General features: G+C 60.7%; 27 protein-coding genes and 1 pseudogene. 14 read left to right on the plus strand and 14 right to left on the minus strand.

Going from position 1 to position 26,591, the window contains the following annotated elements:
* Nucleotides 1-99 precede the first annotated feature (99 nt).
* From M5C56_RS10860 to M5C56_RS10875, 4 genes are all read left to right on the plus strand, one after another.
* Complete coding sequence (locus tag M5C56_RS10860) at nucleotides 100-1,461, plus strand: cache domain-containing protein (protein ID WP_103499786.1); 1,362 nt, start codon at nucleotides 100-102, stop codon at nucleotides 1,459-1,461.
* A 30-nt stretch (nucleotides 1,462-1,491) separates the two neighbouring features.
* A complete protein-coding gene (locus M5C56_RS10865; RefSeq protein ID WP_103499785.1) occupies nucleotides 1,492-2,124 on the plus strand; it encodes a response regulator transcription factor in 633 nt (210 codons plus the stop codon).
* A 108-nt stretch (nucleotides 2,125-2,232) separates the two neighbouring features.
* On the plus strand, nucleotides 2,233-3,558 hold the full coding sequence (locus M5C56_RS10870; RefSeq protein WP_103499784.1) for an LLM class flavin-dependent oxidoreductase: 1,326 nt from the start codon (nucleotides 2,233-2,235) through the stop codon (nucleotides 3,556-3,558).
* Between the two features lie 77 nt (nucleotides 3,559-3,635).
* Nucleotides 3,636-4,574, plus strand: coding sequence for a 5'-nucleotidase (locus M5C56_RS10875; RefSeq protein ID WP_247263141.1), 939 nt, complete (start codon nucleotides 3,636-3,638; stop codon nucleotides 4,572-4,574).
* Here M5C56_RS10875 and M5C56_RS10880 read toward each other — a convergent pair.
* Nucleotides 4,559-5,323, minus strand: coding sequence for an SDR family NAD(P)-dependent oxidoreductase (locus M5C56_RS10880; RefSeq protein WP_103499783.1), 765 nt, complete (start codon nucleotides 5,321-5,323; stop codon nucleotides 4,559-4,561). The two genes, M5C56_RS10875 and M5C56_RS10880, sit on opposite strands and share 16 nt — an antisense overlap.
* A 108-nt stretch (nucleotides 5,324-5,431) precedes the next feature.
* Here M5C56_RS10880 and M5C56_RS10885 point away from each other — a divergent pair, with 108 nt between their 5' ends.
* Nucleotides 5,432-5,863 (plus strand): helix-turn-helix domain-containing protein, encoded by a 432-nt coding sequence (locus M5C56_RS10885; protein WP_103499782.1) that lies wholly within the window; start codon nucleotides 5,432-5,434, stop codon nucleotides 5,861-5,863.
* 111 nt (nucleotides 5,864-5,974) lie between these two features.
* On the opposite strand, the gene M5C56_RS10890 is transcribed toward M5C56_RS10885, so the two are convergent.
* The 3 genes from M5C56_RS10890 to M5C56_RS10900 form a co-directional block, all read right to left on the minus strand.
* Nucleotides 5,975-6,973 (minus strand): bile acid:sodium symporter family protein, encoded by a 999-nt coding sequence (locus M5C56_RS10890; RefSeq protein ID WP_103499787.1) that lies wholly within the window; start codon nucleotides 6,971-6,973, stop codon nucleotides 5,975-5,977.
* A 174-nt stretch (nucleotides 6,974-7,147) separates the two neighbouring features.
* Complete coding sequence (locus M5C56_RS10895; RefSeq protein WP_103499781.1) at nucleotides 7,148-8,224, minus strand: alginate lyase family protein; 1,077 nt, start codon at nucleotides 8,222-8,224, stop codon at nucleotides 7,148-7,150.
* A gap of 181 nt (nucleotides 8,225-8,405) precedes the next feature.
* Nucleotides 8,406-9,659: an MFS transporter gene (locus M5C56_RS10900; protein WP_103499780.1), complete on the minus strand. Its 1,254-nt coding sequence runs from the start codon at nucleotides 9,657-9,659 to the stop codon at nucleotides 8,406-8,408.
* A gap of 74 nt (nucleotides 9,660-9,733) precedes the next feature.
* On the opposite strand from M5C56_RS10900, the gene M5C56_RS10905 reads away from it, so the two are divergent.
* Nucleotides 9,734-10,426: a helix-turn-helix transcriptional regulator gene (locus tag M5C56_RS10905; RefSeq protein ID WP_103499779.1), complete on the plus strand. Its 693-nt coding sequence runs from the start codon at nucleotides 9,734-9,736 to the stop codon at nucleotides 10,424-10,426.
* A 5-nt stretch (nucleotides 10,427-10,431) separates the two neighbouring features.
* Here the strand turns inward: M5C56_RS10905 and M5C56_RS10910 are convergent, their stop codons facing one another.
* The gene (locus M5C56_RS10910; RefSeq protein ID WP_103499778.1) at nucleotides 10,432-11,154 is read right to left on the minus strand and encodes a CerR family C-terminal domain-containing protein; all 723 of its coding nucleotides are present in this window, start codon (nucleotides 11,152-11,154) and stop codon (nucleotides 10,432-10,434) included.
* A gap of 99 nt (nucleotides 11,155-11,253) precedes the next feature.
* On the opposite strand from M5C56_RS10910, the gene M5C56_RS10915 reads away from it, so the two are divergent.
* The 3 genes from M5C56_RS10915 to M5C56_RS10925 are packed head-to-tail and all read left to right on the plus strand — an operon-like array spanning nucleotide 11,254 to nucleotide 15,360.
* Nucleotides 11,254-12,360 carry an HlyD family secretion protein gene (locus M5C56_RS10915; protein ID WP_103499777.1) on the plus strand — a complete coding sequence of 369 codons (1,107 nt, stop codon included), beginning with the start codon at nucleotides 11,254-11,256 and terminating at the stop codon, nucleotides 12,358-12,360.
* Entirely contained in the window at nucleotides 12,353-13,939 is a 1,587-nt protein-coding gene (locus M5C56_RS10920) for a DHA2 family efflux MFS transporter permease subunit (protein WP_103499776.1), read from the plus strand. Before M5C56_RS10915 ends, M5C56_RS10920 begins: the two co-directional genes overlap by 8 nt.
* The gene (locus M5C56_RS10925; protein WP_103499775.1) at nucleotides 13,936-15,360 is read left to right on the plus strand and encodes an efflux transporter outer membrane subunit; all 1,425 of its coding nucleotides are present in this window, start codon (nucleotides 13,936-13,938) and stop codon (nucleotides 15,358-15,360) included. Before M5C56_RS10920 ends, M5C56_RS10925 begins: the two co-directional genes overlap by 4 nt.
* A gap of 41 nt (nucleotides 15,361-15,401) precedes the next feature.
* Here M5C56_RS10925 and M5C56_RS10930 read toward each other — a convergent pair whose 3' ends face one another.
* The 3 genes and pseudogenes from M5C56_RS10930 to M5C56_RS10940 all read right to left on the minus strand — a co-directional run bounded on the left by M5C56_RS10930 (nucleotide 15,402) and on the right by M5C56_RS10940 (nucleotide 17,721).
* Nucleotides 15,402-16,970 (minus strand): sensor domain-containing diguanylate cyclase, encoded by a 1,569-nt coding sequence (locus M5C56_RS10930; RefSeq protein WP_103499774.1) that lies wholly within the window; start codon nucleotides 16,968-16,970, stop codon nucleotides 15,402-15,404.
* Between the two features lie 162 nt (nucleotides 16,971-17,132).
* Nucleotides 17,133-17,225, minus strand: a pseudogene (locus M5C56_RS10935) (AsnC family transcriptional regulator); the annotation flags it as partial.
* A gap of 40 nt (nucleotides 17,226-17,265) precedes the next feature.
* Nucleotides 17,266-17,721, minus strand: coding sequence for a GFA family protein (locus M5C56_RS10940; protein WP_103499773.1), 456 nt, complete (start codon nucleotides 17,719-17,721; stop codon nucleotides 17,266-17,268).
* Between the two features lie 265 nt (nucleotides 17,722-17,986).
* Here M5C56_RS10940 and M5C56_RS10945 point away from each other — a divergent pair, with 265 nt between their 5' ends.
* Nucleotides 17,987-18,880: a LysR family transcriptional regulator gene (locus M5C56_RS10945; RefSeq protein ID WP_248766925.1), complete on the plus strand. Its 894-nt coding sequence runs from the start codon at nucleotides 17,987-17,989 to the stop codon at nucleotides 18,878-18,880.
* Nucleotides 18,881-18,897: 17 nt separating this feature from the next.
* On the opposite strand, the gene M5C56_RS10950 is transcribed toward M5C56_RS10945, so the two are convergent.
* The 3 genes from M5C56_RS10950 to M5C56_RS10960 form a co-directional block, all read right to left on the minus strand.
* Entirely contained in the window at nucleotides 18,898-19,584 is a 687-nt protein-coding gene (locus M5C56_RS10950; RefSeq protein WP_103499771.1) for an amino acid ABC transporter permease, read from the minus strand.
* Nucleotide 19,585: 1 nt separating this feature from the next.
* Entirely contained in the window at nucleotides 19,586-20,314 is a 729-nt protein-coding gene (locus M5C56_RS10955) for an amino acid ABC transporter permease (protein WP_103499770.1), read from the minus strand.
* 79 nt (nucleotides 20,315-20,393) lie between these two features.
* Nucleotides 20,394-21,200 carry an ABC transporter substrate-binding protein gene (locus M5C56_RS10960; RefSeq protein WP_103499769.1) on the minus strand — a complete coding sequence of 269 codons (807 nt, stop codon included), beginning with the start codon at nucleotides 21,198-21,200 and terminating at the stop codon, nucleotides 20,394-20,396.
* A 213-nt stretch (nucleotides 21,201-21,413) separates the two neighbouring features.
* On the opposite strand from M5C56_RS10960, the gene M5C56_RS10965 reads away from it, so the two are divergent.
* Complete coding sequence (locus M5C56_RS10965; RefSeq protein ID WP_152739621.1) at nucleotides 21,414-22,073, plus strand: isoprenylcysteine carboxylmethyltransferase family protein; 660 nt, start codon at nucleotides 21,414-21,416, stop codon at nucleotides 22,071-22,073.
* A gap of 9 nt (nucleotides 22,074-22,082) precedes the next feature.
* Here M5C56_RS10965 and M5C56_RS10970 read toward each other — a convergent pair whose 3' ends face one another.
* Nucleotides 22,083-22,517 carry a GNAT family N-acetyltransferase gene (locus M5C56_RS10970; protein WP_103496187.1) on the minus strand — a complete coding sequence of 145 codons (435 nt, stop codon included), beginning with the start codon at nucleotides 22,515-22,517 and terminating at the stop codon, nucleotides 22,083-22,085.
* A 172-nt stretch (nucleotides 22,518-22,689) separates the two neighbouring features.
* On the opposite strand from M5C56_RS10970, the gene M5C56_RS10975 reads away from it, so the two are divergent.
* Nucleotides 22,690-23,613, plus strand: a complete 924-nt coding sequence (locus M5C56_RS10975) for an alpha/beta hydrolase (protein WP_103496188.1) — start codon at nucleotides 22,690-22,692, stop codon at nucleotides 23,611-23,613.
* A gap of 46 nt (nucleotides 23,614-23,659) precedes the next feature.
* Here the strand turns inward: M5C56_RS10975 and M5C56_RS10980 are convergent, their stop codons facing one another.
* The gene (locus M5C56_RS10980; protein WP_103496189.1) at nucleotides 23,660-23,968 is read right to left on the minus strand and encodes a hypothetical protein; all 309 of its coding nucleotides are present in this window, start codon (nucleotides 23,966-23,968) and stop codon (nucleotides 23,660-23,662) included.
* Between the two features lie 40 nt (nucleotides 23,969-24,008).
* Entirely contained in the window at nucleotides 24,009-25,121 is a 1,113-nt protein-coding gene (locus M5C56_RS10985) for an AbrB family transcriptional regulator (protein ID WP_103496190.1), read from the minus strand.
* Nucleotides 25,122-25,290: 169 nt separating this feature from the next.
* Between M5C56_RS10985 and M5C56_RS10990 the strand changes: the two genes are divergently transcribed.
* Nucleotides 25,291-25,836 (plus strand): TetR/AcrR family transcriptional regulator, encoded by a 546-nt coding sequence (locus M5C56_RS10990; protein ID WP_247263140.1) that lies wholly within the window; start codon nucleotides 25,291-25,293, stop codon nucleotides 25,834-25,836.
* A 59-nt stretch (nucleotides 25,837-25,895) separates the two neighbouring features.
* Entirely contained in the window at nucleotides 25,896-26,501 is a 606-nt protein-coding gene (locus M5C56_RS10995; RefSeq protein ID WP_247263139.1) for a hypothetical protein, read from the plus strand.
* The last annotated feature ends 90 nt before the right edge of the window (nucleotides 26,502-26,591 follow it).

The raw sequence follows: 26,591 nt of genomic DNA on the forward strand, positions 1-26,591 counted from the left end.
GGAGCTGGCCCAATATCCGTGGATGCGGTCAACAAAAGTATCCGCACGACTACGTACGCAGCCTCTACGTAGTTCTACTGAGAGTCCCTGGAATTCGTCATGCAGCTCAAGCATAAAATCGTTGCCCTGGGGATCCTGCCCCTGGTCCTGGCTATCGCGGTCATCTGCGCGCTAGTGATCTCCCTGAACCGCCAACTGGGCGATCAGCAGGCGCAGCTGATCGAAGACAGCATTCTGGCGAGCAAGCGTGCGGAGCTGAAAAACTACGTCGCCATGGCGCAAAGCCTGATCGCGCCGCTCTATGACGACGGCAAGGGTGACGCCCATGCCCAGCAGCAGGTGCTGGAAGAACTGCGCAAACTGAGCTTCGGGATCAATGGCTACTTTTTCGTCTACGACCGCCAGGGCCGCAGCCTGATGCACTCGCGACAGTCGGAGCTGGTGGGCCAGTACCTCTGGGATATGAAGGACCCCCACGGCCTGCCGGTGATCCAGGCATTGCTGAAAAGTGCCGAATCCGGGGAGGGCTTTCAACGCTACGCCTGGAACAAGCCCTCGACAGGGCAGGTGACCGACAAGCTCGCCTATGTGGTGATGCTGGATAATTGGGGCTGGATGCTCGGGACCGGCATTTACCTTGAGGACGTCGAGCGCGCCACCCTGCAGGCCCGTGACGAGGTGGCCCAGGGCATCCGCAAGACCATGCTGGCGATTGCCGCGGTCGCCCTGGTGGCCGTGCTGTTGGTCTTCGCCAGCGGCATGACCCTGAACGTCAGCGAGCATCGCCTGGCGGACAAGAAGCTTCAGCGTTTGACCCAGCGCATCGTCAGTTTGCAGGAGGAGGAGCGCTCGCGGGTTTCCCGAGAGCTGCATGACGGGATCAGCCAGGTCCTGGTGTCCATCAAGTTTCAGTTCGAGCTGGCCAGTCATGTGCTGGAGAAAGGACAGGACCGGGGCCTGGGTATTTTGCGAGAGGCCGTCGAGCGCCTGGGGGAGGCGATTGGCGAGGTGCGCAGTCTTTCCCATGACCTGCGCTCGTCCTTGCTCGATACCCTGGGCCTGGCGGCGGCGATCGGTCAGCTCGCCGCCGAGTTCGAGCAGCGCAGCGGGTTGCTGGTGACCTACGACAACAATGAATTCGATTGCCAACTGGCCGATGGGCTGCCGGTCTCGTTGTTTCGTATCGTGCAGGAAGGCCTGACCAATATCGAACGCCATGCCCAGGCGCACAACGTTTCGATTACCCTGCACGGGTCCGCCGAGTCCATCAGGCTGACGGTGATCGACGACGGTATCGGTTTTAACGTCGCCCAGGTCGAGCGGCGTCACGCCGGCATCGGCTTGCGTAATATCCGTGAACGGGTCGAGCATTTTGGCGGGCGCCTGGAGCTGGCGTCGACGCCGGGAAGAAGTGTGCTGGATGTGCTGCTGCCGCTTAAAATGCCCGCTACAAAGTACTGACTCAGCCCACAACAAGAGCGAGCGCCCCTGATGAGCCTGGTTTACCCAATCCGCGTCGCCCTGGTCGACGATCACTCCCTGGTCCGGGATGGGATCAAGGCCTTGCTGGCGATCATGCCCGCCCTGGAAGTGGTGGGCGAAGCCGAGAGTGGCGCCGAGGCGCTGGAGATGGTGCGGCGCTGCCAGCCGGACCTGCTGCTGGTGGATATCGGCCTGAAGGACATGAACGGACTCGAGCTGACCCGGGTGTTGAGCAAAACCTACCCCTTGTTGAGGATCCTGGTCCTGAGCATGTACGACAACACGGAGTATGTCAGTGAGTCCGTGCGTTCCGGGGCCAGTGGTTATGTGCTGAAGAATTCCCCTTCACGGGAAATCATTGCCGCCATTGAAGCCATCGCCAGCGGCGGGACCTTCTACAGTGCCGCCATCGCCCAGCGGTTGATCGCCGACAAGCCCGCCGATAACGAGCTGACACCGCGCGAGAGCCAGGTGCTGCGCAAGATGGTCGAGGGCATGAACAACAAGGAAATGGCCCGAGAACTGGATATCAGCGTGCGCACGGTGGAAACCCATCGTTTGAGCATCCGCCGCAAGCTCAACATCGACAAGCCCGCGGCCCTGGTCAAATACGCGATTGACCATGGGATCATTTCGCATTAAATCGGCTTAAGGCCGCAGCGCAATGGCATAAGCCAGCACGTTTGATTATTGGACAGGCAAAGCTCGTCCGGTCGATGCTCGGGAATCTTCTTGACGATGGAGTTCCCCATGAGTGCACGACGCCAACTCAAACTAGGCGCCTTCATGCGTCCGGTCAGCATCCACACCGGCGCCTGGCGTTACCCTGGCGCTTATCCCGATGCCAACTTCAACTTCACCCACCTCAAGCGTTTCGCCCAAAGCCTGGAGCGCGCCCGGTTCGATGCGTTTTTCATGGCCGATCACCTGGCCTTGCTGAATATGCCCATCGAGGCCTTGAAGCGCAGTCATACCGCCACTTCGTTCGAACCCTTCACATTGTTGTCCGCCCTCAGCCAGGCCACCGAACATATCGGCCTGGTGGCGACCGCATCGACCACCTATGACGAGCCGTTTCATATCGCCCGTCGGTTCGCTTCCCTCGATCATTTGAGCAACGGTCGCGCCGGCTGGAATATCGTCACCACCGCCAACCCCGATGCGGCCCTGAACTTTGGCCTGGAGCAGGCCTTTTCCCATGATGAGCGTTACGCCCGGGCACGGGAGTTCTACGATGTGGTGACCGGGTTGTGGGACAGTTGGGCGGATGACGCCTTTGTGCGCGATGCCGACAGCGGCGTGTACTTCGATCCGGACAAATTGCACACCCTGGACCACAAAGGCCGTTATCTGAGCGTGCGCGGACCCTTGCATATCGCCCGTCCCGTGCAGGGGTGGCCGGTGATTGTCCAGGCCGGCTCATCCGAGCCGGGACGCCAGCTGGCGGCTGAAACGGCCGAGGTGATTTTTGTCGCGCCCGGCACCCTGGAGGAGGGCCGGGCGTTTTATGCCGACATCAAGCGCCGCATGCATCTGATCGGTCGCAACCCGGAACACTTGAAGATTCTGCCCGGGGCCTTTGTGGTGGTGGGCGATACGCAAGAGGAGGCCCGGCGAATCCGCGCGCACCTCGACAGCCTGGTGCATGAGCAGAGTGCCATGGCCTCGCTGTCGGTGGCCCTTGGGGTCGACGCCACGAAGTTTGATCCGGACGGGTTTCTCCCGCCAATCCCCGAAACCAATGGTAGCCAGAGCTCCCGCGAACGGGTGCTGGCCCTGGCTGATCGCGAGCAACTGACGGTCCGTCAATTGGCCCAGCGCCTCGGCGGTTATGCCGGTTTGTCGTTCGTGGGGACGGCCCGGAGCATTGCCGATGAGATGCAGCAATGGCTGGAGACCGAGGGCAGTGACGGCTTCAACATCATGTTTTCCTGGTTGCCGGGCGGACTGGATGATTTTGTCGACAAGGTGGTTCCCGAGTTGCAGGCACGGGGCATTTTCCGGCGTGAATATGAGGGGACGACCCTGCGGGAAAATCTCGGATTACCACGCCCGGAGAATCGATTCTTTTCCTAGGTGCCGGGGGGCAGGCTGGTCACGGCCATCGACTGGCGGTTACTGATAGTATGTCGCCATGACGATGGAGATTGGTTATGCCCTATGAGCTGGATAATCGCTTGGTGATTGGCGTGGCATCGAGCGCTGTGTTTGACCTCAGTGCTTCGGATGCGGTCTTCAAGAGTCAGGGGGAGGAGGAGTATCGGAAATTCCAGGAGCGCAAGCTGGACGAGCCGTTGCCCAAGGGTATCGCCTTTCCTTTTATCAAGCGCCTGCTCTCTCTGAATGATCTGAGCGCCGATCCGCAAGACCCCCTGGTGGAAGTGGTGCTGCTGTCCAAGAATGATCCGGACACGGGGCTGCGGGTGATGAGAACCATCGATCACTATGGGCTGGGGATGACGCGGGCGATCTTCATGCAGGGCAAGTCGCCTTACGAGTACATCCCGGCCTTGAATATTGCGCTCTTTCTTTCGGCCGACAAGACCGATGTGGATGCCGCCATCAAGGCCGGGTATCCGGCGGGTCAGGTGATGGACTCGAAATCCGATGATGACGAGGATGACGATACCCTCAGGATCGCCTTCGACTTTGATGGCGTCCTCGCGGGGGATGAGTCCGAGTCGGTGATGCAGGCGTCCGGGCTGGTGGGCTTTCACGCCCATGAAGTAAAAAATGTGGCGCAACCCCACAACCCGGGACCTCTCAAGGAGTTCTTTGTGCGTATTGCGAAGATCCAGTCGGAGGAAGAGAAATACAAGGCGCAGAACGCCGAGTACAAGAACCGTCTGCGGGTTTCCATCGTGACCGCCCGCAGTGCGCCGTCCCACGAACGGGCGCTGAATACACTGAAGAGTTGGGGCGTCATGGCCAACGACGCTTTTTTCCTCGGCGGCATCGAGAAAGGTCGGGTGCTGGCGGTGCTGAAACCGCACATCTTCTTCGACGACCAGTCGGGGCACCTGAAGTCGGCCAGCGCGGTCGTGCCTTCCGTGCATATTCCGTTCGGTGTGACGAATCAGCCGAAAAGCTGACTCATCCTGGTCATCTGCCGGAAAATGCTCCCGGGTGCGATTCGGCTTGCGATCTTCAGTACGTTGCTGAGACCTGGGCGGATTTCGGGCTTTCCGGCCTCTATCCCTTTGATTGCAAGTCGTACCAGAAGCGCCACCTCCATGCCTTTTGTACCCTTCATTTCCTGAGCAAACTCGTCTCGGTATAACGGAGTTTCAGTGCCCGGCGGAGCAACCTCGACAACCGAGACGCTGGACTGCTTCAGTTGCGCCCGTAAACATCGGGTATACGCATGGAGTGCGGATTTTGCTGCGCTATAGATAGGCGCGGCGGGGAAGGGAACAAACGCAAGACCGGAGGATATATTGACGATCATGCTCTCGGGCTGTTTGAGTAACATCGGAAGAAACTGCTGGATCATCCATATCGGGCCATTCAGGTTGATGTCTATTTCCTGGGTCAGGTTGACGAGCTCGGACTCGTTCTTCAGCCGGATATTACGCATCACACCTGCATTGTTGATCAGTATGTCGAGATTGGCGAATTGTTCGCTGACGTTCAGAAATAATGAGCGAATACTCTCCGGGTCACTCACGTCGCTTTGAAAAGTGTGTATGCCAGGCAGTAACGCTTGGACTGAGTTGAGCTTCTCCCTATCGCGCCCGGTAATAATTACGGTATTCCCTAGCGCCATCAATTGACGAGCCAGTTCGAGCCCGATCCCACTGCTTGCGCCCGTAATCAGGACAACACGGTTATTCATTTTCATCAGGTTAGCCCTCGTTTTTTGATACGAGCGGCCAGCATGGGCGATACACTATCCAAATGAAAGAAGGCACCCAAACGTTAGATACTTACCCGGCGGAGAGTGTAAAAGATGAGGGACATTCCGAACTTTACCGAGGAGCAGATTGCGGCGGCGCGGTTCTATTCCAGCCTGACTCCCCCGGTAGACATAGATCCGCGTATTTCATCGTTGGTGACGGACCTTATCGGTCGTGTCGCGGACAAATGGACGATGTTGATCCTTGAGGCCTTGATTGATAAAAAACCTTTGCGCTTCACTCGTTTGAGCGAGCGGGTAGAGGGCATCAGCCAGAAAATGCTGACTCAGACCTTGCGCGCGATGGAGCGTGATGGATTGGTGCAACGTACGGTGTACGCCGTGGTTCCCCCGAAAGTCGAGTACACCCTCACTTCTTTAGGCGTGACCTTGAGCGCGGCCTTTTGTGGCGTTTGGGTTTGGGCCGCCAATAACCTGGATGAGATCGAGAAGTCGCGTCGAGATTTCGACGAGAATAAAAAATAAAGCCGCCCATTGTCGGGAGGCTATATCTTGCAGGTCGGCAAGTCCGCAGCCAGCGTTGCCGTCAAGGCTTCTGCCGTATAGGCCGCCGGGTCGCGAAAGCCGACAAAACCATCAAGGATCGACCTGGCCCATCAGCTCAGCCACCGACTCCTGCCGTTTGGCATAACGCTGGGCCAGCACCGCACAGACCATCAGCTGAATCTGATGGAACAGCATCAGCGGCAGGATCAGCACGCCGATGGTGCTGCCGGCGAACAGCACCTGGGCCATCGGCACGCCGGTGGCCAGGCTTTTCTTCGAGCCGCAGAAGAGGATGGTGATGCGGTCTTCCTGGTCGAAGCCAAAGGCCTTGCCCAGCACGGTGGACGCCAGCAGCACCAGCCCGAGTATCACGCCGCAGACCACCACCAGGCCGGCCAGGTCCCAGAGCGGGATCTGATGCCAGATGCCTTCGTTCACCGCTTCGCTGAAGGCGCTGTAGACCACCAGCAGGATCGAGCCCTGGTCAACGAACTTCAGCCAGGCCTTGTTACGTCCCACCCAGGCACCGATCCAGCGTCGGGCGATCTGCCCGGCAATGAACGGCAGCAGCAGTTGCACGCTGATCTTCAGGATCGCATCGAGGGTCGAGCCACCGCTGCCGTGCACATCCAGCAACAAGGTCACCAGCAACGGGGTGAGGAATATGCCGAAGAGGCTCGACGCCGCCGCGCTGCAAATCGCCGCCGGCACATTGCCCCGGGCCAGGGAGGTGAAGGCAATCGCCGACTGCACCGTGGCTGGCAGGGCACAGAGGTAGAGCATGCCCATATACAGCTTGTCGCCGATCAGCGGCGACAGCAGCGGCTTGAGCGCGACGCCCAGCAGCGGGAACAGGACAAAGGTCAGGCTGAACACCAGCAGGTGCAGGCGCCAGTGGCCGGCGCCGGCGATGATCGATTCGCGCGACAGTTTGGCGCCATGCAGGAAGAACAGCAGGGCAATGGCGATATTGGTCAACCAGCTGAAACCGACGGCGACCTGGCCGCCAGCGGGCAGGAAGCTGGCGAGAAGCACCACGCTGACCAGGGTCAGGGTGAAGTTGTCGGGCAGGAAACGAGGGCGGGTCATCAGGCGGGTCATCCAGAAGCCAGAAACAGTAGAGGGACTTTAGCCTGTCTACGGATTGCCGACTAACGCCAATAAGTCCATGAATGTCGCCTAACGGACATAACGCATGGCCCCGTCAGACGATTTTCTTTACCGACACCTGAATCGTTCGACGCCAAGTCGAAAGTGTCCTGTCTACTTCAAGTAGCAGGCTCCGATCCAGTCCTGGGGGTTGGGTGCCAGTTGCCGGGCCAGGGGCAAGTAACGGGCATCCAGTTGCGCGGCGAGCCAGTAGAGTTTGTTGCTGCTTTTCGGCTCCCAGGTGCCGCTGTACCCGGCCTCTCCGACGTTGGCACGGTCGCGGTCAAACTTCACGCTGGTATGCACGAACTCCTGATGGCTGCGTTGACCGTTGGCAGAGGGCACCAGCCAATCGAGCGAACGGACCAGGGAGGAACCGGTGGGGGCGGTGTAAGTCAGCCAGTTGCCACCGTAGGGCTTGGCCGCCAGGGCCGCCTGAACCAGCGGCTCCAGGTCATAGACGACGTAGTGCAGTGCATCGCGCTCCCTGAAGTCGAACACCGAACCATCCGGCAGGAGATTGTCCGCCACCTGTTGCTGGAACAGCTGGAAGGCCTGTTCGAGCATGGCGTGATCAGCCAGTGCGGCGGCGGCCATTGTCACCAGCTTGACGCGATGGCTCTGCCAGTTGTTGATCTCCTTACCGCCCTTCGAACCGTGGAACTGCCGGATTTGCGCGATGTAGCCGTTTCCGAGCTCGCGCAGGAAGGCCTGGCTGGCGGCCCGCGTTTGCGGGCTGAGTGCGTTGGCGGTGAGGGTATAGGTATCGATCAGTTGATCGAGATTGGTCTCGTCAATCGGGTTGAAGTCCGGCTGATAGGTGCGGGTCCAGGCGGCAAGTCCCTCGTCGACCTGTTGCAGATAGCGCGGATCGGCGCTCAGGCGCCAGGCCAGGGCGGCTTGGCGCAATACCGGCCAATCCTTTTCCGCCGCGATGCTCTGCTCACGGATGCCCTGGTTCGGCAGGGTACCTTCCGTATGCAGATGGGGCTGGGCGTGGGTGCCATCGCCGAGATGCCCTTGTGCGGCAGCCAGCAGATGCTTGGCGGATGGGCTGGTGGCGGCGGGCTGGCAGAGGCTCATGATCTGAGGTGAGGCGGCGACTGTCGAGGCGGCGCTCGAGAAGGTGCTGAGCAATGTTGCGCTGATGCCAAAGACCCAAGCTGCTGTACCGGGAAAAACTCGTGACATGCTCTATCTCAACGTTTGATAGGTGAAACCAGTGCTGCTGGTAAGTGGTGGAAAAACTAGCACAGCGTGGTTTCTTTCTTGATGAAACCGGCGAGCGGTAACCTCCATGAAGAGGACGACAACGGCCATGGAGCTCAACACTTCGGCGGCTTGCAGCAAGTAGACCCGGTCAAAGCCGCCGTCAGTGTGAGGGCCGGCTGAATTCCGGAATTTTTTGAGCCGAATGTCGGTTACCCACCACCAGAGCCAATATCGCCAGCCCCTGGACCCCGGCCGCCAGCCCCAACAGCAGCAGTTCGCCATGGGACCCGCCCAGTGACTTCAGTGCACCAAAGAACGCTGGCGCAAAGGCATAGCAGCCTTGGGCGGTGGCGACGATCAGCGTCACCACGCGTTGTGTTTGCTGGCGCGGGAATTCCGCTTGGGCAATCAGCGGTGGCAAGGAGGTGGCGTTGCCGATCCCAGCGCCAAAGAGGATGACCCCCAGCCACAGCAGATCGGGGAAGCTGCCTAATCCGGTCATGACCAGACAGCCGAGCAACTGGCAGCCATAGCTCAGGCAGGCAACGGTGCGCCGGTTGGCATTGGGTGGCATCAGCCAACCGACCAGAAACCGGCCGGCGATGGCGCTTGCCGTTGCCAGGCCCATTGCCAATCCGGCCTTTGCCTCTGTGACGTGATCGACCAACAGCAGGAACAAGTGGGTAATCAGCCCGATCTGGGCGAACAATCCCAGGGACATGGCGGCCGCCAATGTCACGAATCGACGATTGCACCATAGCGAGGTTGCCTTGCTACCCGGGGAGACGGTCGGCTGCTCAGGTGGCTGATCCGCCCCATCGGCATATTGCCCGAGGTCTTCAGGCCGAACCTTGAAGACCTTGATCGACAGCACGGCAATCGTCGCTACCGACACCAGGCCAACCCCTAGCGCGGCCTGGGTGAAGCCGATCCGGTCGATCAGGAACACCCACGCGGATGAAAAGATCACCCCGCCGATACTGGCGCCGTTATAGGCCATCGCCAGGGCGGCCGGACGCTTGGCCACAAACCATGGGGCGATCAGCGCGTTGACGGCGGCGGCCCCCATGGTCACCCAGCCTAATCCACTGAGCAGTGCGGCCAGGAACAATTGGTAGGGTTGATCGGCTACCGACCATCCATAGACGCCGATGCCGAGCAGGATCGATCCGAGCACAGTGGTGCGGGGCAGACCCAGGCGCTTGTACAAGACGGGCAGGTTCACCACCACCAGGGTGCCCGCGAGAAAGTGCAGGGTGACGGCGGCCGAGCACAAGGGCAGCGACCAGCCGGTTCGCTGAATCACCGCGTAGAGGAAGATCGGCGGACCGTAGAAGCCGATCCCCCAGCCGAATACCGCCATCACAAAGGTCGCCGCCACGACCTTTCGGCCAAAAAAATTCGATTGCTGCATGGGTGAATCCCTTCAAGTGGTTTGGCATCAGTATGATGATGAAAAAACCGCGATACTTCGCAAAGGAGTGAACTATGGATGTCGAAGCGGCTGATCTTTCCCTGGCGGCGGTGGCCGGTGCGATTGCTGATCCGGCCCGCTCGCGGATGCTTTGCAGCCTGCTGGATGGGCACGCGCGCACGGCCACGGAGTTGGCCGCCGTGGCCGATATCGGCGCGTCCACCGCCAGCGGCCATTTTTTGCGTTTGCGTGAGCAGGGGCTGGTGGAGATGCTGGTCCAGGGGCGGCATCGCTATTACCGATTGGCCAATCCCCAGGTGGCGCATGCGCTGGAGGCCTTGTTATCGCTGACTGATCGGCGCATGACGCCGTTTCAGCCCAGCACGCCTTCGGCCTTGAAGCGGGCCAGGACCTGTTATGACCATATCGCCGGGGAAGTCGCGGTCAAACTGCATGACGCCTTGTTGCAGGCGAGCTGGATCGAAGAGCAGGGCAAGGACTATGTCCTCACGGAAACGGGCGCCGCGTCGTTGGTGCGTCTGGGCATCGATATCGAGGCCGTGTCGCGCCAACGCCGACGCCTGGCCTATCCCTGCATGGACTGGAGCGAGCGCTCACCACATATCGGCGGTGCGTTGGGCGCAGCCCTTCTGGACCTGCTGCTCAAGCGCGGCTGGGTGAACCGCCATCTCGACTCCAGGGCCCTGAATCTGACGCCGAAAGGCGCGAAGAGCCTGGCAACCGCGTTTGGCCTAAAGGCTCGTTAAAGGCGTCACTGCGCCGTTTCCGCGCCTGCCGCGTCGCGCTCGTTGACCAGCGCCAGCAGCGTCAGGCGATTCTGTGACAGCATCACGTTGCGCACGGTTTCCATGCGTTGCTGGTCGATGGTGTCCCAGCCCAGCGCCCGCAGGACGGGCGCGCGCTTCACGCGAAACACGATGCTCTGGCTGTTGAGGGCCATCGTCCGGATGATCGTGGCTTCGTCATCGGCGGGCCGTCCGGTCAGGCGCCCGACGATGCTGCGGGTGACGTGGGACAACCGCTGATTGAGGCCTTGCTCCATCAGCTTGGCGGCCGATGGCGGACCCAGGCCGGCTTGCTCGCAGGCCATGAAGCGACGCCAGTCGGCGGATTCCGGCGTCTCGAGAATGAACGACAGGAAGACGCCAAGAATATCCAGGTAACGCTCGATCAATGTCTGGTCATCGGCGTGGGGATCTTCCAGCGCCGCTTCGGCGGCCGAGACCTCGTCGGTCAGCTGTGCCCAGAGCTGCGCGAGGATGTGCTCGACGCAGGCCAGGTAAACCCCTTCCTTGTTGTCGAAATAGTATTGCAGCGCCGGCGCATTGACCCCGGCAGCGGTTGCGATCTGGCGCGTCGAGGCGCTTTCGAAACCATGGGTGGCGAACTGGTCCACGGCGGCTTCGATAATCCGCAGGCGCGTTTCTTCCCCGCGCTGGTAGCCGCCTTCATTTGCTGGTCGATGTCGTGCCATGGGTAAGCCTGGAAAAAGAATGCCCGGACAAATTATATCACTTGACATAAATTCGCCATCGCCGCATTTTTTACCAACTGGAATATTTTGGAGTGCGGCATGTCCGTCGATCAGCCTATCGGTCAACACGGTCGCCTTGAGCCCGTGGCTGACAGCAATCTTTCCGAGCGTCGCAACAAGCCGCCACGAGCCTTGATCGGGGTCGGCGTTGTCGCGCTGCTGGCGCTGACCGGCTGGGGCGCGCACTGGTGGTTCAGCGGGCGTTTTATTGAAAGCACCGATGACGCTTACCTGCAGGCCGACAGCATGACCGTGGCGCCCAAGGTCGGTGGGTATGTCGCGCAAGTGCTGGTCAGTGACAACGAAACCGTGAGTATCGGCCAGCCGCTGGTGCGCCTGGACCCGCGCAAGTATCAGGCGGCGCTCGACGAAGCCCAAGCCACCGTGATCTCGCACCAGGCCGATGTGGCCCGGGCCGAAGCCGAGTTGGTGGAGCAGGGGGCCAGCATTGCCCAGGTTCGCGCCCAACTGGACGGCGCCAACGCCGACCTGCGGCACGCCCAGACCCAGGTCAAACGTTACGCGCCACTGGCCCGTTCCGGTGCCGAGACGGAAGAACATCTGGCCGACCTCAACAATCAACTGGCCCAGGCCAGCACCGGCCTGACCGCGCATCAAGCCTCGTTGCGCGCGGCCGAAACCCGCATCGGCACACTCAAGGCACAATTGCAGCAGGCCCAGGCGCAACTGGCGGTGGCCCAGGCCAGTGCCCGGCAGTCGCAGCTGGACCTGGACGACACCACGGTGATCAGCACCCTGGCCGGCCGGGTGGCCGACCGCAGTGTGCGGGTCGGTCAGTTCACCCAGCCCGGTACGCGCCTGCTGACCGTGGTGCCGGTGCAGGCGCTATACCTGACGGCCAACTTCAAGGAAACCCAGATTCACCATATGCAACCTGGCCAGGCAGTCACGGTGCACGTTGACGCGTTGGGCAGTGAAGATCTGAGCGGGCATATCGACAGCCTCTCGCCCGGCACCGGTTCGCAGTTCGCGCTGTTGCCGGCGCAGAACGCCACCGGCAACTTCACCAAGATCGTCCAACGGGTCCCCGTGCGTATCCAGCTGGATGTGCCGGAGTCGGCGCGCGCGGTGCTGATGCCGGGCCTGTCGGTGACCGTCGACGTGGACACCCGCCACCATGGCTAACGCCGCGACGGCCGCCACCACGCAGGGCGCGCCGCAGGAGGCCAATGCCTCGGTGACCGACTGGATCGCGGTCGCGGCCGGTTCCCTCGGTGCCTTGCTGGCCACGCTGGACATCTCCATCACCAACTCGGCCTTGCCGCAGATCCAGGGGCAGATCGGCGCCTCGGGCACGGAAGGCACCTGGATCGCCACCGGCTACCTGATGTCGGAGATCGTCATGATCCCGCTGGCGGCCTGGCTGACCCGGGTCTTCGGCTTGCGCCGGTTCCTGATGGGCACGGCAATGGCTTTCACGCTGTTTTCGTTTTTCTGCGGCATGTCCAGCAGCCTCACGGGCATGATCCTGGCGCGCGTCGGCCAGGGCTTTGCCGGTGGCGCGATGATCCCCACGGCACAGACCATCATCGGCACCCGCTTGCCCCGGCACCAGATGGCAATCGGCATGTCGATGTTCGGCCTCACCGTTTTGCTCGGGCCCTTGATGGGGCCGGTACTGGGCGGCTGGTTGACCGAGAACGCCAGTTGGCGCTGGTGCTTTTTTCTCAACCTGCCCATCAGCCTGGCGCTGATCGCCTTGCTCTGGACCGGCATCCGCCCGGAAAAAGCCGACCTTCAACAGTTCATCAAGGCGGACTGGATCGGCATCCTTGGCCTGGCCCTGGGTTTGAGCTCGCTGACGGTGATCCTGGAAGAGGGCCAGCGTGAGCACTGGTTCGAGTCCTCGCTGATTGTCGGTCTGAGCCTGCTGATGTTGCTGGGTTTTATCCTGATCGCTATCGGTCAATTCACGGCCCGCCAGCCCATCATCAAGCTCAGCCTGATGCGTAACCCGCGCTACGCCAGCGTGATTCTGATCGTGTCGACGGTGGGGGCGGCCATCTATGGGATTTCCTACCTGCTGCCGCAGTTTCTCAACAGCATTGCCGGCTACAACGCCCAGCAATCCGGGGCAATCATGCTGCTCTCCGGCGTACCGGCGTTCATGATGATGCCGATCCTGCCGCGGCTGATGCAGCGCTATGACAGCCGCTGGCTGGTGGGCACCGGGCTGGTGCTGTTCGTGATCAGTTGCATGATGAGCCTGAATCTGACGATCGACAGTGTCGGCCATGATTTCGATGCCTCGCAGCTGGTGCGCGGCTTCGCCCAGATCCTGGCGATGATGCCGCTCAACCAGATCACCATGGCGGCTGTCCTGCCCCACGAAAAAGGCGAGGCGGCGGGGCTCTACAACATGTCGCGCAATATCGGCGGCTCCATCGGGCTGGCCCTGACCGGGGTGCTGATCGATCGGCGCAGCAGCTATCACGACGCGATGATTCGCGAATCGCTGACGGCCAACAGCACCTTGGGCCAGGACCATATGGCGGCGCAGACGGCGTCCTTCATGAGCCAGGGCGGTGACCAGGCCCTGGCGCAATTGCAGACGGTCGGCCAGTTGAGTCGCGACATCGCCTTGCAGGCGTCGGTCATGACCTTCACCGATTGTTTCTACCTGCTGGGTATTGCCTTGGCCCTGTGTATTCCCCTGGCCCTCTTACTCAAGAAACCGACCCTTGCGCTGAGCCCTGCACGATGATCGATAGAACCCTGATTTCGGCCCTGATCGTGGGCCTGCTCGCCGGTTGCACCGTCGGCCCCGATTACCACGGTGCGCCCGCGGTTGCCGAGAAAACCGTGGCTGCGGGACGTTTCGCCCACGCTGATCCCATTGCCGTCAGCACCCCGGCGGTTGCCCACTGGTGGCGTGAGCTGGGGGATGCACAACTCGACAGCCTGGTGGAAACCGCCCTCAACGACAGCTCGGATATTCGCGTGGCCCAGGCGCGCTTGCGCCAGGCGCGGGCCGGGCTGCACGGCCGGCAGGCCGCCGAGCTGCCCAAGATGAGTGCCAATGCCACGGCGATTCGTATGCGCTCTCCCGACCTTTCCAGCCTGACGGGGCAGCAGAGCAGTGGTGGTCGCGGGCCGCTGTCGCTGTATCTGACGGACTTCGATGCCAGCTGGGAAGTCGACCTGTTTGGCGGTACACGTCGCGCCATCGAGGCGGCTTCTGCCAGTGCCGATGCCTCGGCCGAGAGCCTGGCCGATGCCCAGGTGCAACTGGCTGCCGAAGTCGTGCAGGCCTATGTCGGTTTGCGTGACCAGCAAACCCGCCTGGCCCTGGTCGATGCCTCGGCGGGCCTGGAAGCCCAGGTGGTCGATCTGACCCAGCAGCGTCGCAGCCGTGGCGTGGCTTCGCAATTGCAGTTGGAACAAGTCACCACCCAATGGCAGACCACCCGTGCGCAGCGCCTGCCGTTGCAGGCGCAGATCATTGAGTCGCTGGATCAACTGGCGGTGCTCTGTGATCTGGAGCCGGGCGAACTGGACGGCCGGCTCGGTCAACCGGGTGCGTTGCCGAGCGTCCCCGCCAGTGTGCCGATCGCCGACCCGGCGGCGCTGATCAAATCCCGCCCGGACATTCGTGCCGCCGAACGTCAACTGGCCTCCAGCACCGCGCAGGTCGGCGAGAAAAAGGCCGACTGGTTTCCCAAATTGTCCCTGACGGGTGACCTCAGCTTCAGTGCCGCGGCGCCTTCGCATCTGCTGCGCACGGACAACGCCACCTGGCTGTTGGTCCCGCGCCTGACCTGGAACGCCCTGGACTTCGGTCGTGTGGCAGCCGATGTCGACAGCGCCGAAGGCGGCGTCGACGAAGCCCGGGCCCATTACCGTGGCGTGGTCCTCGGCGCGCTGCGCGACGCGGATACCGCCCTGGCGCGCTACGGCCACCAGCGTGAAAACGTGGTCCTGCTCCGTGATATCGAAGCCTCATCGGCCCGCGCGGCGAGCTTGACCCGAGAACGCTACGACGCCGGTACCGCCAGCACCCTGGACTGGCTGAATGCCGAGCGCACGCGCTTTGATGCCGAGCAGAATCGAGTGAGCGGGGACAGTGAATTGCTGAAGGATTTTGCTTCGTTGCACAAGGCCTTGGGGTTGGGCTGGCAGGGCTGAGTCAAGCTGCAGTGCTGGCAGCGTGCCGCCGATGGAGCCCATCAGGCCAGGGCGCTGGACAGATTGTTGGAAATAACCGTCCGGTTTCGGCCATTGGATTTTGCGACGTACAGGGCTTTGTCAGCGATATCGATCAACTGCTCGGGGGTGTCGGCCTTTGATCCGGACAAGGCACTGATGCCAATGCTGATGGTGACGACCTTGGCCGGTGATTCACAGTGTTGAATGGCACTGCGCTCCACGTCTGTTCGGATTTTCTCGGCGATGATAAAAGCGCCGACATAATCAGTACCAGGGAGGACGATGGCAAATTCCTCTCCGCCATACCTGGCCGAAAGATCATGTTCCCGAGTGATATTTTTCTTGATCAGGGTGCTCACGGATTTCAGGCATTCATCGCCTTGTACGTGGCCGTAATGGTCGTTGTACTTCTTGAACAGATCGATATCGATCAGGATGAGGGCGAGGTCATCGGGTTTGCGCTGGGCTTTACTTATTTCCGAGTCGATAAACAGGTCGAACTTGCGGCGATTCGAGAGCCCGGTCAAGCCATCTTCGAGTGCCAGTTGGCCGAGCGCCTTGTTCGCCTCGATGTAGGCCCTTTCGGAATATTGCAGCTCTTTTTGTGCTTGAATCTGCTGGCTCATGATTTTTATCAGGCGGTAGCCCAGCAGGCCGAGAATAAGCAGCAATATGGACGATATGATAAAACTCGCAAGGGACTCTCGACGCCAGTCCGTCAATATTTCATCTCTTTCAAAAGCCGCGATGACCACAAGCGGATAGCCATCGACGCGGTGAAAACTGATGATTCTTACGACATTGTCAATAAATGACCTTATTGTTGCGGTGCCCGAGGCGACACCCGGCGTCAATAAGGCGAATACCTCCCCGCTTGAAATGTCCGTACCCACCTCAGTGTCGTGAAAGGGGTGACGCACGATGATCTGCCCTGCCGAGGAGGTGAGATTGATGATGCCATTCTTGCCCATGTCGATGCTGTCGTAGAGGCTGAGGAAGTATTTAAGATAGACAGTGGCTATTGCCACGCCTGCAAAGCTGCCGTCAGGATGATCGATCCTGCGCGATAGGGTGATGACCCATTCGTTTGTCAGGCGGCTGCGGATCGGAGGGCCCAGGAATGGAGTGGAACCGGCATGGTCGCGATGGTAGATGAAATAGTCGCGGTCCGAGTTGTTCAAGTTGGATTGGTTTCTATCGTTTGAGTTTAATAACCAACGTCCTTGTTCGTCGTAAATGGAAAAGCCATAGATTTGTGGTAGGCGTTTTTGTTGAGCTTTTAATATGATCTCCAGATTTTTCAGCTCCTCCGGCCCAGTGCCTTCAACGTTGATCCGTTCCTGGACACCGAGTATGGCGGTATCGGCTTGGGTGAGGGTGGCGGCTATGCTGGACGACAAGGCCTTCGAGAGGTTTGACATCTCGATCTCTTTTTCATGCAGGTGATACCCCAGGGAGTTGGAGATTCCCCAGAGGCTGATGCCGATCAATGAGATACAGACCGCCGCCACAAAGAGAATCACATGACTGATCTTGAGCTTGGTATCCGCCCACTTGGCGCTGAAAGCTGAAGTTGTTTTTGTGAGCATGAACAACACATCCATGTGATTGAAATGGCTTTGTGTAGCTTATGTTTTTTTTATTAAAGTGAAATCATCTTTTTGGGTGCTCTTGTTGTGTTGGTCAATCTTTTCGAGTGTGATTCAAGGGCGTTTTGTCTTTCCGAGAAGTGTAGCGGACAGGCGCTGATATCACAGCGCGAGGGCTCGATCCTGAATGACTTGCTTCATCACGAGAGTTGAGCTGAGACGCTGCACATTGGGCAGCACGGACAGTCGCTCATCGCGCTGGTATTGCTGGTTGAACAGCGCCTTGCTTGAATCCCTATGCCTGATGCCGCTGCGCATACTGCTGCGCCAGCGTTATGAAGTCCTGTGATTCGGGGAACGCCTCGAAGTCATGCACGGCCCCGGTGGTGACCCAAGGCAGCTTTTCACGAGTCCAGGTTTCAATGAACGGAGCGAATTGTCGTGGGTTATCCAGCAGACTGGAGCGGACACCGACGATCGCTTCGTTGCCCGCTGGGCGGGTAAACAACCAGCTCAGGCAATGAGGGCAGAAGTAGTGTCGCGTTGTCCCGTGCAAGCCGCCGATCACCGGCTCGCCTTGGGTGATCACGAACTGCTCGTTCGGCACTAGCGCACTGAGGGAGAACGCACTGGCCGACATTTTCTGGCAGCCGGTGCAATGGCAGGCCGTGGTGATGATCGGTGGGGCGCGCAGTTCAAAAACGACCTGGCCACAGCGACAACTGCCGTAGGCGAATACTGGGTGACTCATCACTACCTCCTTTCCTCTTGACGCTTTAGCGAACGCTACTGGCGTCTGGCCCTGTGGCCAGGTGGGCAGCCCGTCCGGCAGGATCAGCCTGGGTGTAGCTCGTGGCGCGACAGCGGCATTGGCCAGTGAGTGGCATGGGTATAACTCCTTCAAGGGTAGAGGTGGCGGACGAGGCGGGGTGTCCGTGGGATATGCTTGACCAGCATGAGGCCGCGCCTCACGAAAGAAAATTAGCCAAAATTGCCCAGCGGCTCACAGGAAATGTATGAACGCGCCTCAGCTACAGTGGGAAACCCAGCGTGCCTTTCTGGCGGTATTGCGTACCGGCAGTCTATCGGGGGCGGCCCGTTTGCTGGGCATCGCACAGGCCACCGCGCGTAGGCGGATCGAGGCGTTGGAGCAGAGCGTGGGCGTCAGCCTGTTTGTCCGCTCACCAGCGGGTCTGCTGCCGACGGAGATGGCCAAGGACCTGATCAGCCATGTCGAAGCCATGGCCATGGCGGCTAACGCGTTCAATCGAGCGGCGTCGGCGGATGCGCAATTGTCGGGCGGCACGGTGCGCCTGACCAGCAGCAAACTGCTCGGGGTCGAGGTATTGCCGCCCATGTTGCGCACGCTACGCCAGACCTACCCGCAACTGGCTGTCGAGCTCAGTGTGTCGAACCGTCTGCAGGCGCTGGCCCGGCAGGAGGCTGATGTGGCGGTGCGTATCCGTCGGCCGACCGAAGCGGCGGTGGTCACGCGCAAGGTCGGTGATCTGCAAGTCGGCCTGTATGCCACCCCTGAACTCCTGGCGGAGCAGGGCGCGCCGGATACCGTTGCGCAGTTGGATGACTATCCGCTGATCGGGCCTGACCGCAATCTGGTGGAACTGCAGTTTCTGCGCGAGCGCGGCTTCGACTGCACGGCGCAGCGCACGCTGATTCGTACCGATGATCACCTCGCACAACTGGCAGCGTTGCGCGCGGGGTTGGGGATCGGCGTCTGTTCCAGCCAACTGGCTCGACGTCACGGACTGATACGCGTACTGCCCGGACAGGTGGAATTTTCCGTGGATGTCTGGATCGCCATGCACCAGGACATGCGACGGGTTCAGCGTATTGCCTTGGTGTTCGATGCGCTGGGAGCATCGCTGACGCAGTTTCTGGGGACTGACTAAGTCCCCGGGTTGCTTGATCAAGCGTGCTTCACCGTCTGCTTTCTGCTCGCGAAATTGGCCAGCAAGTCGAGACTGGAGCAGAACACAAAGTAGACCAGCGCCACGAACAGGAAGATCTCCGTAGGGTGGACCATCACCCGGTTGCTGACCTGGGTCGCCACGAAGGACAGTTCGCCGACACCGATCACATAGGCCAGGGAGGTGTCCTTGATCAGCGAGATCCACTGGTTGAGGAACGACGGCAGCATGATCGGCAAGGCTTGCGGCAGGATGATCAGGCGCATGACCTGGACGGGTCGCATGCCCAGCGCGAGGGCCGCTGCCCATTGGCCGTCCGGCAGGCTCTGGATACCGGCATGGACCGAGTACGCCAGGTACGCGCCGCCGATCAGCGACAGGGCGCAGACCACGGTGAACAGCGCCGGGATATCCACGTGGAAGATGATCGGCAGCAGGAAGTAGCTCCAGAAGATCAACATCAGTACCGGGATCGCCCGCAGGAAACCCAGCACCGCGATCAATATTCCCCGTGGCCAGCCCTTCAGGCTGCTCAAGGCTATGCCCAGCACCAGGCCCAGAAGGGCGGCGGATACTCCGGACAGTACGCTCAGCATCAGGGTCAGGGCCGCGCCGCCCAAGGGACCGTCGGGGTAGGCGCCGATCAGGAAGTACTCGAGGTTGTCGCTGATAACGGAAAAGTCCATGTCATGCGGCTCCCTGGCGATAACGTTTGGTCTGGCGGATCCATTGGCCGGCCGCTTCGAGCAGCGCAATGCTGAAGATGTAGAGCAGGGTGGCGAAGCCGAAGGCCTGGAAGGTCTTGAAGGTTTCGGTCTCCACCTGGCGCGAGGCGTAGGACAGCTCGGCGAGGCCGATGGCCATGGTCAGCGAGGAGTTCTTCAACGCATTCATGTATTGCCCCAGCAGCGGCCCGAGGGCGGTGCGCAAGGCTTGGGGCAGGACGATATAACGCCACACCTGTGCCGGCCGAAAGCCCATGGCCACGCCGGCCTCGCGTTGCTGCGGGCGCACCGAGGCGACACCGGCGCGAAATTCTTCGGCGATAAAGGCCGAGGTATACAGCGTCAGCCCCCAGAAACCGGCAATAAATTCAAAGGACGGCCAGCTGATTTCAATGCCGGACACGCTCACTTCATGGGGCGTGTTCAGCCAGCTCACCAGTCCTTCGGGCAGCAGGGCACTGAGGCCGAAATACCAGAAGAACAATTGCACCAGCAGCGGCGTGTTACGAAACAACGCCAGGTAGGCCCGTGCCGGCCAGGACGCCAGGCGCGAGCTGCCCAGGCGCGCGAGGCAGACCAGGAAGCCGAGCCCGGTGGCCACCAGGCAGACCACGGCGGACAGGGCCAGGGTGAGGAGAAAGCCATCGAACAGCCATTTCAGGTAATGCGGGCCCAGCAATTCACCAAACATCAATCACGGTGTCCATCCAGAATACAAAGAGCCCGCGCGGAAAACCGCGCGGGCTGTGGGTGTACGACGGGGAGGGCGATCAGCTCTTGTCGCCGATCTTGTACAGGCGGGCCAGCGGTGTCTTGGTGTCCGGGCCGAACCAGGTGTCGTAGATCTTCTGCGCCTGGCCTTTGCTTTCCAGCTCGACCAGCGTCTGGTTGACCAGGTCGGTCAGGGCGGTCTCGCCCTTGGGCAGGCCGACGCCGATCAGGTCATTGGAAATGGTGAAGGGCGGCACTTCGTACTTGTCCTTGTCCGGGACGTTGGCCAGCAGGCCGATCAGCTTCGGACCGTCCTGGGTAATGGCCTGGACATTGCCGTTGCGCAAGGCGGTGAAGGCGAACGGGGTGTCGTCATAGGCGATGACTTTGGCGCCGGGGAATTTCTCGCGCAGCACGCCTTCGTTGACCGTGCCCTTGTCCACGCCGACACGCCATTTGTTCAGGTCCTCCTGGGACTTGAGGGTGCCTTTCTTGACGATGAACTGCTGGCCGGAACTGAAGTAGGGAATGCTGAAATTGACCTGCTCGGCGCGCTCCGGGGTGATGGTGAAGTTGGCCAGGATCAGGTCGACCTTGTTGGCGACCAGCAGCGGCACGCGGTTGGCCGGGTTGGTCGGTTGCAGTTGCAGCTTGACGCCCAGCTTGTCGGCGATGGCCTTGGCGTAGTCCACGTCCAGGCCTTCGATCTGTTTGCTCTTGGCATCGATAAAGCCGAAAGGTGGGTTGCTGTCGAACGAGGCGACGCGCAGAACGCCGGATTTCTTGATGTCCTCCAGGCGGTCGGCATGGGCCAATCCCGAGAGGACGGCGAGGGTGAGGGCAGTGAGGGCAGTCAATTTCTTCATGGTGATCTCAACACTTGGTGGATGATTCTGGTGCCGAGTCTTGCAGTCCATGAATAAACAATAAAAGAATATAAAAGAATTTATTGATACTTTTATGGAATAAGTCGGATTTCCGGGGACTTCGTGTAAACCGCGGGCTAGAGCGTTGCCGATCACTGGCTCGGACGAATGCTTCTACACTGAAAGCATCAGGTTTATCCCGTCGAGGGCAATATGAAAATCTCACTTCGCTTGGCGTTTTTCAGCGTGGCGGCGACGCTGGGCTATCTCGGGCTGGCGGTGTGGGGATTCGGTGGCTGGTCGGCCTTTGCTGCCCAACCCGCATTGCTTGCGATCGCCGTGGTGACCCTGTTGTTGGCGGGCTCGGCGCTGTTTACCGAAGCCAACCTCAGCTCCGGCGTGCGCGAGGATCGCGGCAATCGCTGGGTGATTCCGGTCATCGGCGCCCTCGGCTTGCTGCTGGTGGGGCTGGTGCCCTGGACGGCTCGCCTGGGCTGGTGGACCTTTGGTGGTGAGGGCGTGCGTTGGCTCGGCGTGCTGCTGTTTACCGTTGGCGGTGTGTTGCGGATGTGGCCGGTGTTTGTGCTGGGCAAGCGCTTCAGCGGGCTGGTTGCGATCCAGCCGGGGCATCGGCTGGTGACCACCGGGCTCTATCGGGTTTTGCGCAACCCGAGCTACCTCGGGCTGCTGGTCAACTCGCTGGGCTGGGCACTGGCTTTTCGCTCCGGTGTCGGGGTGTTGCTGACGGCGTTGACGCTGATCCCGCTGATTGCGCGCATGCACTCGGAGGAGGCCTTGCTCAAGGCCGAATTTGGCGAAGAGTACGAGGCTTATCGTGCGCGCACCTGGCGCCTGCTGCCCTGGGTTTATTGAGCTGTTGCGTCACGCGTTCTGATTGCCCGAGCGGGTAAACGAATAGCGGTCGATATCCTGCCGGAGCTGCCAACCCTGGCTTTGCCAATAACGGGCCGCGTCCTCATTGGTCTTGAACACGTCGAGATGACACTTGAGGATGCCGTGGGTTTCCAGGATCGACAGGCAGCGTTCGACCAGTGCATTGGCGATGCCCTGGCGCCGATAACGGGGCAGCACGAGCAAGTGCTGCAAGTAGCCCCGACGACCGTCATGCCCGGACATGATGCAACCGCCGAGTTCGCCGTCGACTTCAGCCACGAAGCTCATCCCCGGGTTTCGCTCCAGGTAGCGGGCGGTCGACTCACGGGAGTCGGCGTCACGCAGGGAAATGCCGGGTGTATTGCGCATAAGGTCGATGACCGCCTGGTAATCGTCCATCGTCATGACACGGATATTGATCATGGGGCTGAGCCTGGCTGTGTGGATTGTCCGGCCTGGCAGCCTATCAGAAGCCACTCAAGCGTTGGCATGCCGATCCGCCAAGGCACCTTGCTGGCGGATGCCTGTTCTGTTTTTATGACTCGACCGGTCGCGCGGAGACTGGTTTCGCCAACCCTGTTCCGGAGAAGTGTTGATGTTCCTGATCCTTGCCCTGATCGTCCTCCTCGTCGTATGGGGATGGTGGACCTATCCACGTGTAGGAGGTCTGCTGTTTGACCTGATCACGAGTCTGGAAGCACGACTCTCCCGGGTGAAGGAAGTCCCGGTGACGATTGAGCGGATGACCTTGTCGACCTTCCAGGGCGGGACTCAAAGCAACACGCCGCCGCTGTTGCTGATCCACGGTTTCAGTGCCGACAAGAACCTCTGGCTGCGCTTTGCGCGATTCTTCGTTGCCGACCACCGGGTGATCATTCCCGACCTGGCCGGGCACGGCAAAAGTGGTTTCGAAACGGGTGGTGACTACAGTATCGCGACCCAGGCGCAACGCATGGTCGAACTGCTGGACGCCAGCGGGATCGACAAGGTGCATGTGGTCGGCAGCTCCATGGGCGCTTACGTTGGTACCTGGCTGGCGGCGCATTTTCCGGAGCGGGTGCTGTCCCTGGCGTTGATGGGACCGGTGGGGGTCAACCTGCCGCAACCCAATGAAGTGGAAGAGTTGGTCAAGCAAGGCAGGAACCCTTTTCTGATCCACTCGCGGGCGGAGTTCGATCGGTTCTTCTCCATGACCATGGCCTCGCCCCCCTGGATACCTGACGTGTTGCTGGCGGCGGAGTCGCAGACCTATATCGATCGGCGTCCTGAACTGGCGGAAATCTTCGACGACTTCCATGACAGCCCGCGCATGGAGCCCTGGCTGAACACTATCCGTGTCCCGACCCTGCTGCTGTGGGGGCGTGAAGACCGCATGGTCCCCCTGGCCAGTGCAAAAACCTGGATCTCCGGCATCCCCCATGCGCGCCTGGAGTGCTGGGACGGCGTGGGCCATCTGCCGATGGTCGAGCGCCCGGAGCAGACGGCGGCGCAGTATCGTGAGTTTCTGACTGCGCAATAAGCGATGGACGCGCCACCGCTCTTTTCGCCAAGAGCGACGCCAGGGGTCAGGCTCGGGAGGAGGGCGCACGAACCTTGCCGAAGTGCACGGACAGGTAAGTCCCGATCGCCAGGGCTCCGACCATCAGTGCGATGAACTCCGAATTTAAGCCGACAGTCACGGGCTGTCTCGACAGCAGGGCAAGGCCCACCAGCAGATTGAAGGCACCCCAGAGAAAATTCACCAAGGGTGACGAGGGGCCTTTTCCTCGTGGTTTTGCAAAGGGTGTGGGAAAGACTTGACCGCACAATCCGGCAGCGATGTGCGGAAGGGCATTGCAAAGAAAAACACCGGCAAAAAACGCTGTGATGGACATGGATCACCTTCAGGCTGGGCATGGATAAAGGTTGCTGGTTTCAGCTATCGGTAGCGCGGCTTGTCGGGGCGACGCGCCGGGAGATGAAGGCCGCGATTGCCGGTCCGGCCAGCAGCACCACGCCGAAGCGCGCCATCTGCATGGTCATGACGAAGGGCACGTCGACGTGGCTGGAAGCGGCGATGATCGCGACGGAATCCGCGCCGCCCGGGCTGGTTGCCAGGTAAGCGGTGAGCGGGTCGATGCCGGCGGCAAAGACGAACACCAGGGCCAGGCAGCCACAGATCGCGATCAGCGCCAGGGTACTGGCGAGGATCGCCGGAAAGGCTTTCAGGGCGTACCTCACCAGTGGTCGGGTGAAGGGCAGGCCGATCCGCCAGCCAATAACCGCATAACCGAGTGCCAGCAACCAATGGGGGATCTCGATGCTGATCAAGCCCTGATGCGTGAGGAAGATCCCGCCGATCATCGGCACCAGCAGGGAGGCCACCGGTATTTTTGCCAGGCGTGCGACCAGCGGGCCGGCGGCCACAAGGGCCAGGGTCTGGGCCAGTGGTAGCCAGTCAATGCTCGGAAACAAGATGACCGAATGCACCTCATGCACCACGCCGGCACCGGTGAAGTGGGTAATCAGCGTGGCGATGACCGCCACCAGGATCACGCGGGTGTACTGCATGCAGGCGACGAGTTGCGCGTCGGCCCCGGCGTTCTCGGCCATCAGGATCATCACCGTGGCGGCGCCCGGGCTCAGCCCCCAGATAACGGTGGTTCCCGGCAATACCCGCAGGAGGGTCAGTCCCCAGCCCAGCAAACCGGCGGCGACGACGACACCGATCACGCCCAGTACAAACAGCGGCCAACTGCCGATGGCGGCACCGGCAAGCGATTGCACCAGGGTTCTGGCAATCATGCAGCCCAGAATGCCCTGGGCGAAGGCGGAGGCCAGCCCTGGAATCCGCACCCGGGTGTTGACGAAGGTGATGGCGGTGATGACGGCGCCCAGCATGGGGCCGAGCAGCAAGGCAGCTGGAATGCCGACCCAGGTCAGGGCCAGGGCGAACAGGGCTGACAATCCCAGGAGCACGCTCCACTGTCCTATCGAGGCGAGCTTGCCGGTTCTGGAAATGGCGAGATGAGCATCTGCGTTGGACATGGAAACCCCTTGATGAAACCGGACTGGAGGCTGGGCGTTGCTTCGGGTCGGTGCGATGCTAGAATGAGAGGATATCCTCTAGTAAAAATAGTGAAGGACATCCTCTCATATGTCAACAAAACCTATCGCCAAGGGTCAGGAGCCCAAACGTGCCAAAGGGCATATTCGTGTGGCGGCCATTCTGGAAGCTGGGGTCGAGCTGTTTACGGAAAAGGGTTTTGATGCGACGACAATGACGGAGATCGCTGCGCGCTCGGGGACGGCGATTGCCTCGCTCTACCGGTTTTTTCCGACCAAGGAGTCCGTGGCTGAGGCGCTGTTGATGAACTACGTCGAGCACGCCTTTGAATCTCTCGCTGAGCTGGGCGCGCAAGCCCGCACCATGACAGCGTCGGAACTGGCTTCTGCGTTTATCGACTTCAGTCTCGCGCTGCAGTCTGAGCGTCAGTTCGCCATCAACCTGGTGGATGTCGCGGGGGCCAGCGAAAGCCGGCGGCAACAGTTTCGCAAGGCCATGGTGGAAGGTATCGAGGTGGCATTGCGTGAGGTGATTCCGTCCCTGGCCCCGGCCAAATCGAAGGCCGTGGCCATGACGCTGCTGAACGTGTTCAAGGGCGTGGGACGGATCAGCGGGGAGGCGGCCGCCATGCAACAGGTGCTGCTGGCGGAGGCCAAGGATATGGTTCGGCTTTATCTTTCGGCGCTGGAGGCCTAGGTCTATACCGGGTTTTCGTCAACGTCGACCTGATTGATGCGGTTGTACACGTCTTGCAAATGGGCAAAGTCGGCGCAATAGAGGTCTTCGATGACTTTGGTGTCGGTGATGGGCCGTTCGAAGGTATGGCCAAAGTCATCGGGGGCGTCGAGGCCTATCGTGCGTTTACTGGCCTGTTCAGCGCTGAGGGGGGGCTTGCGAGCGAGCACTGCTGCCGAAGCGGTGCAATCCCGATATCCTGTCGGGCTTACTTCACTAACGCGGATCACGCCATGTCCAGGTTATCCTTCGCCATCCGAATACTGTTCGCGTGTTGCCTGTTAGTCGCTACCGCTAACCACTTGCGGGCAGATTTTCAGCACGGATTCTTCTGGGACTACGGGTATGGGGAAAGTGCGCACTGGGCCAGCCGTGTGTTCTGGGGCGCGTTGACCTTCCTTGATCCGTTGGCCGCGCTGCTGCTATTCATCAAGCCCAGGGCAGGCATTGCCCTGATCGCCGCGATTATCGTGGCTGACGTTGCCCATAACACTTACTACGTCGCGCTGAATCAGCAGTGGCTGGCGTCTTTCTATCTGTCTCAGGTGGCCTTTCTTGTCGCGGTCATGCTGCTTTCGCCCAGGGTCTGGCAGGCGACGCCAAGCCGTCTGCGCCTCGATTCGTAAGTCCTATCAAACTGAATGATTGCTGAACGACCTTCGGATGGAGGTGAATCAAGCCAAATGCCGCACATGTAGGCCATGTTGTGTCTGATA

The sequence above is a fragment of the Pseudomonas sp. MWU13-2862 genome (assembly GCF_023242495.1).
Classification (GTDB): Bacteria; Pseudomonadota; Gammaproteobacteria; order Pseudomonadales; family Pseudomonadaceae; genus Aquipseudomonas; species Aquipseudomonas gingeri_D.